General features: G+C 26.4%; 17 protein-coding genes and 1 pseudogene. 4 read left to right on the top strand and 14 right to left on the bottom strand.

Annotated features, from left to right (window positions below; all coding sequences use genetic code 11):
* Window positions 1-171, top strand: a pseudogene (locus BM384_RS17345) (IS110 family transposase); the annotation flags it as partial.
* A gap of 160 nt (window positions 172-331) precedes the next feature.
* Here BM384_RS17345 and BM384_RS09855 read toward each other — a convergent pair.
* The 7 genes from BM384_RS09855 to BM384_RS09825 form a co-directional block, all read right to left on the bottom strand.
* On the bottom strand, window positions 332-1,126 hold the full coding sequence (locus BM384_RS09855) for a hypothetical protein (protein ID WP_090013281.1): 795 nt from the start codon (window positions 1,124-1,126) through the stop codon (window positions 332-334).
* A 48-nt stretch (window positions 1,127-1,174) separates the two neighbouring features.
* The gene (locus BM384_RS09850) at window positions 1,175-2,209 is read right to left on the bottom strand and encodes a M42 family metallopeptidase (RefSeq protein WP_090013279.1); all 1,035 of its coding nucleotides are present in this window, start codon (window positions 2,207-2,209) and stop codon (window positions 1,175-1,177) included.
* A gap of 125 nt (window positions 2,210-2,334) precedes the next feature.
* Window positions 2,335-2,868 carry a flavodoxin family protein gene (locus BM384_RS09845; RefSeq protein WP_090013277.1) on the bottom strand — a complete coding sequence of 178 codons (534 nt, stop codon included), beginning with the start codon at window positions 2,866-2,868 and terminating at the stop codon, window positions 2,335-2,337.
* Between the two features lie 167 nt (window positions 2,869-3,035).
* Window positions 3,036-3,191: a DUF1540 domain-containing protein gene (locus tag BM384_RS09840; protein ID WP_090013275.1), complete on the bottom strand. Its 156-nt coding sequence runs from the start codon at window positions 3,189-3,191 to the stop codon at window positions 3,036-3,038.
* Window positions 3,192-3,327: 136 nt separating this feature from the next.
* On the bottom strand, window positions 3,328-3,576 hold the full coding sequence (locus tag BM384_RS09835; RefSeq protein WP_090013273.1) for a DUF1653 domain-containing protein: 249 nt from the start codon (window positions 3,574-3,576) through the stop codon (window positions 3,328-3,330).
* Window positions 3,577-3,994: 418 nt separating this feature from the next.
* Entirely contained in the window at window positions 3,995-5,290 is a 1,296-nt protein-coding gene (locus BM384_RS09830) for a helix-turn-helix domain-containing protein (RefSeq protein WP_090013271.1), read from the bottom strand.
* A gap of 77 nt (window positions 5,291-5,367) precedes the next feature.
* Window positions 5,368-6,021 (bottom strand): DNA alkylation repair protein, encoded by a 654-nt coding sequence (locus BM384_RS09825; RefSeq protein WP_090013269.1) that lies wholly within the window; start codon window positions 6,019-6,021, stop codon window positions 5,368-5,370.
* Between the two features lie 173 nt (window positions 6,022-6,194).
* Between BM384_RS09825 and BM384_RS09820 the strand changes: the two genes are divergently transcribed.
* Window positions 6,195-6,614, top strand: coding sequence for a hypothetical protein (locus tag BM384_RS09820; RefSeq protein WP_090013267.1), 420 nt, complete (start codon window positions 6,195-6,197; stop codon window positions 6,612-6,614).
* 199 nt (window positions 6,615-6,813) lie between these two features.
* Here the strand turns inward: BM384_RS09820 and BM384_RS09815 are convergent, their stop codons facing one another.
* Window positions 6,814-7,971, bottom strand: coding sequence for a YecA family protein (locus BM384_RS09815; RefSeq protein WP_090013265.1), 1,158 nt, complete (start codon window positions 7,969-7,971; stop codon window positions 6,814-6,816).
* Window positions 7,972-8,414: 443 nt separating this feature from the next.
* Here BM384_RS09815 and BM384_RS09810 point away from each other — a divergent pair, with 443 nt between their 5' ends.
* Window positions 8,415-9,707 carry an NYN domain-containing protein gene (locus BM384_RS09810; RefSeq protein WP_090013263.1) on the top strand — a complete coding sequence of 431 codons (1,293 nt, stop codon included), beginning with the start codon at window positions 8,415-8,417 and terminating at the stop codon, window positions 9,705-9,707.
* A gap of 141 nt (window positions 9,708-9,848) precedes the next feature.
* Here the strand turns inward: BM384_RS09810 and BM384_RS09805 are convergent, their stop codons facing one another.
* From BM384_RS09805 to BM384_RS09780, 6 genes are all read right to left on the bottom strand, one after another.
* Window positions 9,849-10,436 (bottom strand): hypothetical protein, encoded by a 588-nt coding sequence (locus BM384_RS09805; RefSeq protein WP_090013261.1) that lies wholly within the window; start codon window positions 10,434-10,436, stop codon window positions 9,849-9,851.
* 193 nt (window positions 10,437-10,629) lie between these two features.
* Window positions 10,630-11,160: a YcxB family protein gene (locus BM384_RS09800; RefSeq protein WP_090013259.1), complete on the bottom strand. Its 531-nt coding sequence runs from the start codon at window positions 11,158-11,160 to the stop codon at window positions 10,630-10,632.
* Between the two features lie 108 nt (window positions 11,161-11,268).
* On the bottom strand, window positions 11,269-11,856 hold the full coding sequence (locus BM384_RS09795; RefSeq protein ID WP_090013257.1) for a hypothetical protein: 588 nt from the start codon (window positions 11,854-11,856) through the stop codon (window positions 11,269-11,271).
* Between the two features lie 97 nt (window positions 11,857-11,953).
* Window positions 11,954-13,450: a methyl-accepting chemotaxis protein gene (locus BM384_RS09790; RefSeq protein ID WP_175537333.1), complete on the bottom strand. Its 1,497-nt coding sequence runs from the start codon at window positions 13,448-13,450 to the stop codon at window positions 11,954-11,956.
* A 19-nt stretch (window positions 13,451-13,469) separates the two neighbouring features.
* Entirely contained in the window at window positions 13,470-13,790 is a 321-nt protein-coding gene (locus BM384_RS09785; protein ID WP_090013254.1) for a hypothetical protein, read from the bottom strand.
* A 575-nt stretch (window positions 13,791-14,365) separates the two neighbouring features.
* The gene (locus BM384_RS09780) at window positions 14,366-14,575 is read right to left on the bottom strand and encodes a hypothetical protein (protein WP_090013253.1); all 210 of its coding nucleotides are present in this window, start codon (window positions 14,573-14,575) and stop codon (window positions 14,366-14,368) included.
* 339 nt (window positions 14,576-14,914) lie between these two features.
* Between BM384_RS09780 and BM384_RS09775 the strand changes: the two genes are divergently transcribed.
* Window positions 14,915-15,151, top strand: a 237-nt coding sequence (locus BM384_RS09775) for a transposase (RefSeq protein ID WP_175537319.1), incomplete at its 3' end; no start/stop codon positions are given.

The raw sequence follows: 15,151 nt of genomic DNA, 5'->3' as shown, positions 1-15,151 counted from the left end.
AAAGTTAATTTGCAAGGCAAAAAAGCTAAAGTTGCTTTAGTTGCTATAATGCACAAATTAATAAATTATATCTTTGCAGTACTTCGAAACCAAACTCCATTTGAGTTACGAAATCCTAAAATACATAAACAAATGTTTTTAGAAAATACTTCTCAAAATAGTGCCGCTTAATTGATTTACATTTTTTGTAACCATTCGTGTTTTACAAATGGTTTGTTTGCTATACCCTTTTTTAAAAAATATTATTTTTTAAAATTTACTTGACTATTATTAGCTGGTCTTTTATTTTCAAAAAAAGAGAATACAAGAACATATCCTCTTCATCTATTTTTTATAACATTTTATTTAATATAAAGTTAGCTTTTGCAAGTTTAATTGTTCTAACAATAGGTCCATATACTACTGACATCTCAAGCTTGCTATCTTTAACAAAATTATCTACTACAAGATTATTAAAACTATCAATATTCAGTAATTTAATTTTGCCTATATCCTTTAATTTTTCCAATGCATACTTCTCTGCATCTCTCTTTTCTAAGAATATCTGAATCTTCTTAGAATCATCTTCACTTTTAAAATCCATAATAGAATAAATAGGCTTATCAGTATACTTTAACATATTTACTATATTTACAAGAGTAAAATCTATAGGAGCCACTAAATCCTCTTCTCCAACATATGAATATAAAGAATTAACAAAGTTCCTAACATTTACATCAATCCAATTTGCCCCATCATCAATAACTATATCAAAAAGTCCTTTAAACATTGCATTATATGCAGTTTTAATCATTCCTTTAGTTGTAACTTTAAAGATTAAAGGCTGATTTTCATTTTCTGGTGTAGCTATAGTTAACCCATAGTTTACTGCACACTTTTCAGCAAGTTCCTTCTTAGAAAAAATTCTAAAGTATGGTCTTCCAAGGCTATTTCCACTTGTTAATATATTTCCTGATTTATTTTTAAACTGATCAAGAGTTGTTTTTTTATCTAAAAGTGTATATATGTACTCTTGTTTTATTAGAGTATGTAGTATTTCTGTTTGTTTAGCTAATATAGCTTTTTTATCATTTTTATCTAACTTAGAAAATTCACTTATAAGTTCTTGAACTGATTTATTTTCCACTAGTACTTACCCCACAATCCTTTTCTTTTAATTATACATCAAAAATAATTATCTTGTATATAAGTATAGAAGTTTAACAGTCTGCTCTAAAGCATTATAATGAGTTCTTTCCATTCCATGAGAAGCTGATACTCCTGGTCCTATTAATGCTCCTCTAATATTGTTTCCACCTCTTAAAGCAGCTCCAACATCTGAACCATAACGAGGATATATATCTACTACATAATCTAAATTATTATCCTTTGCTAGATTAACTAATTCAGTAACCATGTTATAGTCATAAGGTCCACCTGAATCCTTAGCACATATGCTTACATCATATTCTGTACATGCAAGATCAGAGCCTATGCATCCCATATCTACTGCTAAAAGTTCTGTAATGTCCTCTGGAAGATATGATGCTCCATGACCTACTTCTTCATATGCAGAAATTAATATTTTCAAAGTATTTTTAGGCTTTATACCTTCTCTATTAAATAACTCAAGTAAAGCCATTAAACAAGCTACACTACCCTTATCGTCAATAAATCTTGATTTTAAGAAGCCACTTTCTGTAACAGTTGTCTTTGGAGCAATAAATATAAAATCACCATTATTTATTCCTAGAGCTTCTACATCACTTTTACTCTTTACAACTTCATCTATTCTAATTTCCATATTTGCTTCATCACGCTTCTTGCTTGCAGCATCTTCATAAACATGAACTGATGGACTTGTACTTAAAAATGTACCTGTATATATTTTTCCATCTCTTGTTCTTATCTTGCAATATTCTGCATCTAGAGTTGGTACTATAGGTCCTCCTACTATACTAAACTTTAATGTCCCTTCAGGAGTTATTGATCTTACCATAGCTCCTAAAGTATCAACATGAGCTGCAAGTCCAATAACCTTATCATTGTTTTCTCCAGGCACTGTAATAATTCCGCAACCTTTATTAGTTCTTTCTAAAGTATATCCAAACTCTCCTGCTTTCTTTTCTATTAAATCCATAATTTCAAAACAGAAACCAGTAGGACTATCAAATTCTAATATTTCTTTTGCTGTATTTAATAAATAATCTTTATTTACTGTAATATTCATAAAAATATGCCTCCTTGCCTAAAAAAGCTGCCATTAATTTAATAAGGCAGCCTACTTTGTCTTTATCTATTAACTTCTTTTATTATATAGCACTTTTTACTATTTTTCCATAAAAATTAAAATTCTTAAATACTAGAACCTAACTTATAGGCTTCATCAAGGGCCTTATTTCCCTTAATATCACCTTTATTCTTTACTCCCCTTACTAAAACTTTGCCAGAGTCTTCTAGCTTAAAGAAATCTAAGACTAATTTATATTGAACTTCAATAGAATCGAAAACTCCTGGAATTACTGCAGCTGCTACTAAAAGTAAAGCAAGTTTTTGGAGCTTAAAAGTATTTCTTAGAGGTGTATGAAGCCTATCAACTATGGCTTTTAACTTTGCACTTATGCCATAAAAGTAAACTGGAGAAGCTATAACAATCATATCTGCCTTAGATAACTTTTCATAAATAATATCCATATCATCCTTTTGAAAACATCTATTTCCCTCTCTTTCAAAACAAGAATTACAGCCAATGCAAGGATTAACCTTATAATCTGCAACTGATATAACTTCTACTTCATTATTTTTATTTGCTCCCTTTACAAAGGATTTTACTAATAAATCTGTATTTCCTTCTTTTCTCATACTACCTGATAAAACTACTATGTTCATAAAACTCCCCCTATCATCTAATCTCCCAAAAGGTATACACTTTTTAAAAGAAAAAATATTCATATATTACATTGTAAGTTTAAATTATACAAAGCATAATTATCTAATAGTTTATAAAGTTAAAAGGAGGTATATCTATACTCAGATACACCTCCTTTTAAGACCCTCTATTCTAATTCAAATGATTGACAATCTGTACATTCACATTCTTCAGGATTCATTTCATGAGTTCCAACCATAATTTGATTTAATGAACAATAATCCTTTTTATTATTATATTTACATTGTTGTACAGAACATTTAATACTATCATTCTGCTTCATTTTAATTTCCTCCTTATTTCTGTTTACAAAATTATTATTTGATTATCAATAAAAAATATTCACAAATTAAAAGATGCTTTTTTAAGAAATATTATTTCATAAAAAGCATCTAATATATAATTTAATATTTATAATTCTACTTTACACTTTTAACTTCATATTCTTCAAATCTATACTTTTGACCAGTTGGATTTACTTTATTTTCTGGAACCTTTTCAAAAAACATTTCATATGGCCTTACAAATAAACCACAATCACCATATAAAGCTCTATATAAAACCATTTTTTCTCTAGTTTCTGAATGAATAACAAAGTCTTCAAGAAGGTATAGATCTCCTTTAAAATGTCTAAATATCTTTCCCTTTGATTCTTCTATATTTCTCATAAGTATATCCTGCCTTTCTAAAACTCATCAAAGTTAATAATACACTTAACTCCATTTAAAAAGCAACCTATTTAAATAGATTGCTTTTCAGGTAGTGTGTGTTATGGGTATTTGAGTTTTTTATCTGCTCAGTAACAGAAATTCTTATTTTAAACTTCTTCTACTTATATGAGATAGTATAAATATAAGAGATTTTTGCAGTTCGTACTGCACCTTTTTTATAGTATAATATTTATCCGCTCACCAATATATTAGCATATATAAGTTGACTTAAATGTGAATTCAACTTTTTCCAATAAATTATTTAAATATTTTCTTATATATCTGTATATTTTCTTCTAATTCACTTAATTTCATTTCTCTTACATATTTCTTCTTAGTTAATTCTTTATTCGCCTCTTCTATATAAGTAATTATTTTAGGGTTTTTTTATAACATAAAAAGATGACTTATCCTCACTTACAGCAGTATATTTTTTTAGAATAGTAAAATTGTCTCCACTATACACTGGCAAAGCATATTTCATGGTTTCCGCATCAAACTTTTCACTATCTACGGTATACAATTTTATTCCTTCATTTTCTTTCATACTATCTATAAGATAATCAAGACTTTTAAAAATATTTTTCACTTCATCATGCCCTGATTCTATTAGTGAAGAATAAATATAATTGTCAAGCATTCTATTAACTATAAATATATTTATATTACTAAACTTCATATTTTTATCAACTATAGTCTTTAAATATGATATCCTATTCTTTTCTAAAACAGAATTAACTTCATTCTTTATTAATAACTCTGGTCTAAGATAATCAAATTCAACATTAAACAGAAAATTAAATCTATCACTATTATAAAAATTCATAATATATTTTTTATCTGATATATCTTCATCACTTATTGTTTCAATTAGATTATCTGCCAAATTAAACTTGTTATTTATATTGCTATACATTTTTTCTAAAACTTCTTTATCGTTTATAAAAACTCCAAAATCAATTTCTTCATCCTTATTTAAAGAAAATAATATAGCAAATTCATTTTTCACCATAAATATATTAGATTTGCCAAATTCTTTATTATCATAAACATGAAAATCACATTTTTTTAATCTACTTAATAAATAATGTATACTTGATACTCTTTCAAAGTTATTTTTCTCTTGCATAGACATATCGCAGCCAATTCTTATATTTACCCTAGGAAAATCATAGGATAAAAACTCCTTATCTTGATAAGCTATATTCATCTGTAAAATATCCAATGTAGTATAAATGTCAAATTCCCTCGCACCATTTTCAATAAGTTTTTTTAATCTATCCTTTACACAAGATACAATTTCATTTCTCCCAAAGACAATTTTGTTATCATCCTTTTTTAACACACTTTCATTTCTTTTAGATCTATCATAAGAATCCTCTAATAAATTTTTTATACTCTCGCTTAATTCCTTAATCTCTTTAATATTTGTTTCATACCTAGCATTAAATTTTTCAAGCTTTCCACCATTTATAATCTCTCTTGCAAAAATTCTTGATGCATCTTCAATTATTTTAACTATGTTTCTCCCAGAGGGAAGTTTTTTATCTGTACACCACTTGCTTATATATGACACATCATATCCAAGATAATTAGCAAGTATAACTGACTTCAAGCCTGATATAGACTTTAATTCTTTTAGCGTATCTCCAAAAACATTTATCATTTGCATATTCTATTTCCACCCTTATACCTTATAAATTAATATATATTAATTTCGTAGCCTTAGGCAGAAAACTTTATATAATACTATCCTAGAAACCTTTTAGCTTCTCTTCTACTCACAGAAGATAGATAGTGATTTTCTAAAAATTCCTTCACCCATTTCTCATCACTCTTTGAATATTCTTTAAGGGCTACTCCAATGGCCTTATCTATAATGAACTCTTTAGTATATATATTATGTAAAATAGCTCTGCTTAAAAGTTCTTTATCTGTACTTAGCTTTAGCTTATTTTGACAACATAGAGCTACTCTTTTATGCCATATATCTTGATCATCTATCCACACTAGTACCCTGCTTTTAACTCTACTATATTTCAAACACATATATCCTACTATTTCTGCAATTAAATCATTTACATCCCACCAGGGTCTTACTACTATTAACTTTTCAAGTATATATATATCTTCTGGTTTTAATAATTCTTTCATATAAAAAATATAATCTAAAGCAAGATATTGAAATTCTCTTTCTTCTTTTTCATAACACTGGTATACAAATTTCCAATCAATGTTCTCTTTGAGAATTATAGTCTTAAAGAATTTCTTATTGATTCTTTCTCGCTTTTTTTTATTTACTCCCAGAAATTTAAAATTTCTTTTCATATATAGCGACATCTTTACAGCCGCCTCTTCATCTCTCACTTTATTATATTCAGCAATTACACCGTTTATATCCAAATATCATCACCTCTATTTTACTTTCAAATTTTTATATATTTTTTGTATATTATAGAAATTATTACCTAGTATATTATAACATCTATCTCTTTAAAAGTATATTTTTATCTTTTATTTCATTTGCATATCTAGTTATTTATGTTACAATTTCCATTATAGATGGAGGTGTTTATATGAATTACTTTTATGGTTTTGACTTTTTATCAATATGTTTGATGTTTTTAGGTACTATACTTAATCTAAACAGGTATACAAGACCAATAAATCTTATATTAATGGCTATAATTTTATTCCGTGCCTTTTCAAAAAACACTAATAAACGTTACTCAGAAAATTATAAATTTGTAGCTTTTATTAATAACAAACTATTAAAAAAGAGTCGTAGACAAATTTCTTATAATCTTCCTGCCATAAACTTCAGAGGTTTATCATGGTTTTTTGATAAGACAAAATATTCATTTAATCAATTCAAAAATTATAAGATTGTACAATGTCCAAACTGTAGTCAAAAACTTCGTCTTCCAAGGGGGCAAAAGAATATAATTGTAACTTGCAAGAGATGTAAAACAGAATTTAAAATGAAAAGAACTTAAGTGACGGTCCAAATTTTATATTTGGCTACCGGAACTTACTCAGGGAGCGCAGCGAGTCGAGTTTCCTTTTTCCCAGTCCAAATTTTATATTTGGTTACCAGAACTTACTCAGCGAACATATATTAATTGTATTAAAAAAGGTGCATTTGAATGATTCCAAAATTATTCAAATGCACCTTTTTTATTTATAATTTATTAATTATTTATTACGTCCACAGCACTTTTTGTACTTTTTTCCACTACCACATGGACATGGATCGTTTCTTCCTACTTTCTTTTCAGTACGGATAATTGTCTTGCTTCTTTCTTCTAATTCTAAAGCAGTAGTTCCTTTAAGAGTCCATAAAGGTGTTGAATTATATACATCTGCTACAGCTGTAATTAATTCTTCAGAAGACTTAGCTCCTTGCATAAATACTGCCCCTCTTTTTTCAAGAAGTTCTACAATAGACATAGTTCCTATTTCATTTTTCATGTTAAATATAAGTTCTGTAATTAATGAATCTACATCTTCTTCTTTAACTTGATTTTCTATTAATGATTTTCTTAAGACTTTAATTTCTTCAGTCCAGCATGACTTAAAGTCTTCACCTAATTTTATTAAATATTCAAAGTTGTTGTAATCATACTTAACATTAGGTCTTGCAGATATTTGTGAATAAATATCTACTGGTGATAATACATATGGATGTATTAAAGCATTAGCATCTTTAAATGCTTCATAACTTCTAAATATATAATTTAAGTAGAAATCTAAATCTTCCTTATTTATAAATTCACAGTTTCCTTCTGTTAAAAGTTTATATACTTCGCTTCCATCTAACATTCCATAGTGTATCATAAGACCATCTATGTATGCTGCTCCCTTAGAACGTTCCTTTAAGTTTTCCATATACTCATTATTTGTATATAATTTCTTTAAAGGTTCTTTAACTTCTTTAGCAACTGCTAAATAAAGATCTTTATTTATATTTAACTTAAATAAAAGACCCATTGAATTTAATCCACCAATTAAATGTAAATCTTCTATATTAAATACATATTCATTTAAATCTTTTTCTGCTAACTTTTCAAGTAATACTACTTCCTTATATGTTAATTCTCCAAGTAAGTCTGAATAAATTTCCTTTATATTATCTGCAATTAAGTTAACTAAGGCATCTTTACCTAGTTTTGAATATCCTTTAAGTTCTATTCTCTTAGCAACATCTGTTAATACTTGTTTAGTTTCATTTCCTAATAAAGAGTTAAGGCTTGTATCTTTTAATTTTCCTTTTACTTTTGAAAATGTATTTATATATTGCTCATTAAAATAATTTTTAATTTGTTCATCATAATCATATTTCTTTTCCTGCATTAATACTCTCCTCTATTTTTCATAATTTATATGCAAAGATAAAGGCACTAATATCTTAGCACCTAATTTCCTTAATAAATTAACATACTCTATAATAGTATCAATTTTCTTGAAAAAAAGTCAATGGGTTAAAATGGTTTTTAATATTATTTTTATATTATATTATGTTTTTTTAAAAATCCAATTTTTTTGTTAGACAATTCCATATTTATATGGTATTATGTAAATGTTTTATTATCTTGAAAACACTTTGATATTTAATAAAATTAATATTTAGTTATAAAAAATACACTTTACTTATGAATTGTTATGTAATTTCGTAAAAAAACATAATAAAAAATAAAGATTACATAATATAGTCTAATATGTTAAACTAAATATATAATAAATGATTTATTCTATTTAAAAGGGGGAGCAAGGATTATTAATAATTCTAATATTATATGGACGAAAAGCGTTTTGCAATTTTAATTGATGCTGATAATATATCTGCAAAATATATAAAATATATTTTAGATGAGATATCTAATTATGGTATAGCAACTTATAAAAGAATATATGCAGACTGGACTAGACCAACTACTTCTTCTTGGAAAGACGTATTATTAGAAAATTCTATAACTCCAATGCAACAATATAATTATACTGTTGGTAAGAATTCAAGTGATTCTGCCCTAATTATTGATGCAATGGATATTTTATATTCAAATAATGTTGATGGTTTTTGTATTGTCTCAAGTGACAGCGATTTCACTAGGCTTGCAACAAGACTTAGAGAATCTGGAATGATTGTTATTGGAATGGGAGAAGAAAAAACTCCAAAGCCTTTTGTATCTGCATGTAACCAATTTAAATATTTAGATATACTAGCTAAAAGTGAAAATTCTGCTTCACATAACGATATAAATATATCTGAAGCTGCAATTTCTATGGATTATAATGAAAAAAATGAACTTTTAGAAATAGTAAACCCTATAAATAACAGTTCAAAAAGTATGACTAGTATAAAAACTATAAAAAATACAATTTTAAAAATGATTAATGATATTTCTATTAACGACTCTGGTGTATATATGGGAGAACTAGGAAGTAAGCTTACTAATAGATATCCAGATTTTGATGTAAGAAACTATGGTTATAGTAAGTTATCTAAATTCTTAGGTGATATTGATGAGCTTACTGTTGAAGCACAAAAGGTCTATTTAAAATCTGATAAAAAAGATAGTCCTATTGTACATCATAAAAAAATAAAAATTGATGATAATTTAAAGCAAGATATAATTGATATAATTAGTGATTATAATGATAAAAATGGAGTTGATATAGGATATGTTAATCAAAGACTCCTACTTAATCATCCAGGATACACTTTAAAATACGGTTTTAGTAAAATCCCTAAATTCTTTAGAGCCTTAGATTTTATAGAGCTAACTCATAATTCAAACAATAGTACCATACTTTCATTAAAAGAAGTTCAAAAAATCAAAGATATTACTTCTGAAGATCTTTATGATGATGAAATAATATGCACCATAAAAGATTTACTAAAAGAAGCTGGAAGTATGGGAATTCATGTTGGATCACTAGGTGAAAAGCTATTAAAATTATATCCAGATTTCAAAACTAAAAACTATGGTTTCAAAAAACTCACTACATTTTTAAAGGCTTTAAACTTTGTAGAATTAAAGTCTAAAAGTAAAACTATTGTATATGCTTATTTAAAAAAAGCGACTTAATGCCGCTTTTTTTAATTAAAGATAATAGTTCTTCTATTTCTTTTGTAACATCCTCAAGTCTTACTAAAGGAATAATTGAAATTATTGTAAATATATTTGTAAAATATTAAATAAAAAAGTTATTTTAACAAATAACTTTTTTTAACCTAAACTAAGCTCAACATCTTTATTTTTATTATCAATATCAAAAGCTTTAATTTCTACTTCTTCTACTGCATCATCTTTAGAACTTTCTTCTTCAATATTGGAATCAATAATATCACAAGGCATATAATCTTCATCTATAATTTTTTTAATCTCAACTCTTGTGTATTCTTCTTGTAACTTCTCTTCGATACTTAGCAAATTTTTATTACACAAAGCATAAATAATACTTTTATTCTTCATATTCATTAATACAGATAAAAAAAATGCAGCCATAGCAAATACAATTATTAATGGTAAAAATAACTTTAGTACAGTTCCATGACTTAATAACTTATCACATAATAAATAAGAAACAATACCTGATAAAAAGCAAAAACTTGCAGTTAAAATATTACAAAATTCATTTACTGCATTATCTGCCATTCTTGATGCAATAATTCTTTTTTCTCGTCTAACTCCAATTAATGTTAAACCTTTCTTATTGTACTTCTCTTTAATAAACTTCTCCCACTCATTTTCATGTATTTCTTTTTCTAAAATTTCATTAGCTATTTTATCTGTATAGCACATATGCCCTTGCATAAAAAGCCACCCCACTATTTTACTTTATAGGTATACTATAAAGCAATTCTACAAAATTAGCAAGATTTCTATGCTTATTTTATTAAAAAAGAATAAATACGGAATTTGGTAATGTTTTTAAAAAAGTAAATTTAATACCATTATGTTTTTGAAGATAATAAAAAATCTGAGTTCATATAACTCAGATTTCTTATTATTTTATTATTTCATCTTTTCTTCTATATACCTTTAAGCCTGTCTTTTTCTCTAAATCATTAACAAATCTCTGTGCACTCTCACCATCTTGAAAAGCTCTTGCATGAACACATGCTCTTCTATCATCAATAAATTTTATGTATAGATAATCACCAATTACATAAGCTTCTTTAACAGCTTCATAAGAATACTTACTTTCCTCCATAATCTGGCTTACTATAATAAAATTATCATCAAGTTTGATATGTGTAATTCTTACATCATTATCTTTAATATTATATTTATCTCTAAATTCCTTTTTAAGTCTTATAGTATTTACTTTTTTCACAAAGAATACAACTATAACCCCTATTATCATTATGATATGTCTAATTTTTACGTATCTAATTCTAAGGGCAAATAAAAATACCAATGCAAGAAATACGACAGCTTCACATATAAGATTTTTCTTAAATTTTTTACTACTAATGTTATCCTTAAGTATAGTATCTAAATACTCTTTCCCATTAAACTGAAAATGAACCTCCACGACTTTCCTCTCCTTTAACTTAAAATTGTAGTTAAGCCTTATACAAATACCCTTGTCTATATATTACATTTTTTATTGTCTTTTGTAAACTTTTCATCAAATGATTTTCTACAATTTCTTAAGTTCATAACAGTTTCCGTTTTTTATCATAATAAGAGTATCAGAATTTTTCCATATATACACATTCCCAATGCTTATATCATTACTATTTCCAACCCTTACCTCCTCTGCAGAATCACTATCAATCTGAAAATCAGATAATTTCTTATTATAAGCTTTAAAAAAGTCAGAATCACTTACTTCTTCAATTGTATAAGAAGGCTTACTGTATTCTTTACCATTATAAACTATATTATCCTTTGAGAATTCTATTGTCTTACCAACAACATTATTAGAATTATTTTCTAGCGCCTTATCACCATACCAATCAACCTTTTTTATATGCCACTTTCCATAAAACTCTTCTAATTCTTCATCCTCACTTTGTTTTTTCTTTTTATTACTTTTTGTTTCTTCCTTTTTAGAAGAATCATCACTTTTATCTTGACTTTTCTTTTTTAAAGTTTTTGAGGATATATTATCACTACTTTTAGAAGTTTCATCATTATTCTTAAAACTTCCTTCATTTTTATTGCTACATCCAAAAAGAGTATTTATTAAAATAATTAAAAGAGAAAAGATAATAACCTTTTTCACATCCACTACCTCCCTCATCTTATATTTTACTCCGTTTGTTCTTATGATAAAACTAAAAAAGACAGATATCCCAAATTTTAAGATACCTGTCCTATTTTTAATATTTAAACTTTGAAATATCTTCTGATAACTTCTCAGCTTTTCCTTTTATATCTTTAAATTCATCAACAAATTCACCTGCTGTTACTGACACATCTTCTGCTGATGCATTTACTTCCTCTATACTTGCTGCTGTTTCCTCTAATATTGAATATAAGCTTTCTACTTGAACTACCACATTATCCTTCATCTTATTTACAGAATTAAATTCATCATTCATATTATAAATCTTTTTAGTAAGTTCATTTATAGAATGCATCATATCATTAAATACTTCCTTAGTTTCATGTACAGCTATATCCTGTTCTTCAACAACATTTGTAGTAATTTCAACACTCTCAACTGCTACATCAGACTTATAATCTATTTCTTTAATTATTTCATTTATCTTTTTTGCAGAAACTGCTGTTTCTTCAGCAAGTTTTCTAATTTGAGCTGCAACAACTGCAAAACCTCTTCCAGCTTCTCCAGCTCTAGCAGCTTCAATTGTAGCATTTAATGCTAACATATTAGTTTGAACTGTAACTCCACGTATTGTTTCATTAATACCTTTAATGTTATTAATACTTCCTGAAACCTGCTCTACAACACTTTTAACTTTTAAAGTAGAATTCTTAGTTGCATCACTTTTACTAATTATATCTGATAAAATACTTAGACCTTTTTCAACTAATTTTTCTGCTTCAATAGCCGTTTCATTTAAATTGCCATTTATTTCACTTACCTTATTCATGAATGAAGATAAATCTTCCATATTAAGAGTTATGTTTCCAAGACTATCTGCTGAACTATTTGTTCCTTTGGATATTTCAGAAATTACTTTTTCAACTTCATTTATTAAATCAGCTAAATCTTCACTTTTAGCTACAGATTTTACAGAACGTTCACTTAAATGCTCAATACTATTATTAATATTTTTTATAAGACTTGAAATACCTTTTTCCATATTATTGAAACTTTCATTAATCCTGCTCATTTCATATGTTTTTATATCTATACTCATCTCGGAAGTAAAATCACCTGATGATACTTTATCCATAGATTCTATAACTTTAAATAGTAACTTATTTAAATGCCTACTAAAGAAATATGCTGATAAGGCTGATGCTAATACTGATAAAGTTAAAACAATATATAAAATCATTCTTTGTGCATATATAGTTTTATTTAATTCTTCGTCTTGTATTTGAGCAAACACGTTCCATCCAGGAGTTTTAGATGTTACATATACCCCATCATATTTTTCATCATTATAATTAAAATTAAATAATTTGTCACTATTATTAGCCATTTTGTCTAATATGCTATCTTGCATAAGTTCTAGACTTCCAATTTTTGAAGAGTCTGTATTTACAACAATACTTCCTTCACTATCAATGATTGTTATTTTACCAGTTTGACCAAAAGTTAACTGTGATATATTTTCTGCAAACTTAGCAAGATCTAAGTCTAACCCTACACCCCCTATAAAATTACCATCTCGGATAACACTCATATGTATTGAAATTATCATATTACCTGAGAGAGTCCTTATAAACATTAACAATATGAAATTCATCACTTGATAAAACATTTAATTGTTTTTGCAATTCACTAATATTTTGGAAATCTCCGCTTTTTACAGCTGTAGATAATTTATTAATATAAGATTCAAACTTATCATCTACCATAACTGCTACAGTAGAAGCTATTGCTTTTACATCCTTTTCAAAATTAACTTTAACACCTTTTTTCATGTAATCTACAGACATCCAGCTCATTAATAATAATGGCAAACATGATACTACCAATATGATAAGCATTAATCCATGACCAATTTTAACTTTTCTCATCATCTATGTTCCTCCAAGTTATTTACCATATATTACACACATTTTTTGTCGTTTTTTGAATTACTCATACAAAATTATAGTAATTTTATTTATTTATAATATATTTTTTAAAAATCTTTTTACTTTTATAGTCTTTTTTTATTATTTTTTCTTTTTTAAGCTGTATTATGGCTAAAAGTGATAAATATATATCAATCTTCTTAACAAAATTTTTTAAGGATATGATATATTGGAATTCGTATAATTGCTAAAATAAAGTGTTAGAAATAAAAAAACTATGAATAATCATAAAAAAGAAAGCTAATTATGGCGTAAGTACTCTAATTAGTAAATCAATACTCAATAGCCAAGACTGCTAAAATTTTAGAGGAACTTCAAGAAATAAAAAGTATGTGTTTTAACTAAATACTTAGTTAATTATTTATCTTTATTTATCACTCTATTTCATAATTGAGCTTTTTACAAAAAAACTGCCACAAAATTATTCAATAATAATTTTGTAGCAGTTTATTTTATGTAGGTATTACTATTAAAACACAATACTTGATAAGTTTAACATATAATACACCACAGGACAATTATCTAATTTTTCCCAATATTCCATTTTTATAAATTTTATATATAATAGTTTCTTTGTCTTCTCCATAAAGATAGTGCTGCATTCCAATTCTAAATATATCTACAGAATCAATATAAGCAGACTTTGAAATTGTAACTGCACCTAATATAGTGCTTTTAATTTCCTCAAGTCTCATTTCTTGTTCATCAGTCCTATTATAAATACTCAAAAGATTATTATGTTCTTCTTCATATATAGAAACTTCTTTATTAGGTTCAAAAAGTTCAAAAGCTTGATTAATTGAAAAATCAGCTTCTTCTAAAGATATTTCTTTAGCATCCTTTAAATAATAGGCCTTTTCATTAGAATCTATACTCTTATTTTTGCTCTCTTCTTTATTTTCTATTCTTTGAATCAGCTCATTTGTTAAAGTTTCAAATACTTTATCTTCATCTAAATATTGAATTCTTTCAATATTTCAGACTGTTGACAACTAACTTCGTTTTCGAAGATAGTTGTCTATTTTTATGTTAAAATATAATTAACTAATATAAGGTGGTGTTTCAATATGATGGGTGTTAAAAAGAAAGCAGATAGAAATCAAATAGAATTATTAAGTATAGATGATCTTGTTCCTAAAAATCATTTAGTTAGAAAATTAGATGCAGCAATAAATCTAGACTTTATTTATGATGAAGTAAGAGATTTATATAAGCCTTACGGTCGCGAAAGCATAGACCCTGTAGTTCTAATAAAAATAGTAATGATTCAATATATATTTGGCATCCGCTCAATGAGACAAACC

Source organism: Clostridium sp. DSM 8431 (assembly GCF_900116755.1).
Classification (GTDB): domain Bacteria; phylum Bacillota; class Clostridia; order Clostridiales; family Clostridiaceae; genus Clostridium.
The sequence above is the reverse complement of the archived record's forward strand: the minus strand, read 5'-3'. Positions and strand labels throughout refer to the sequence as shown.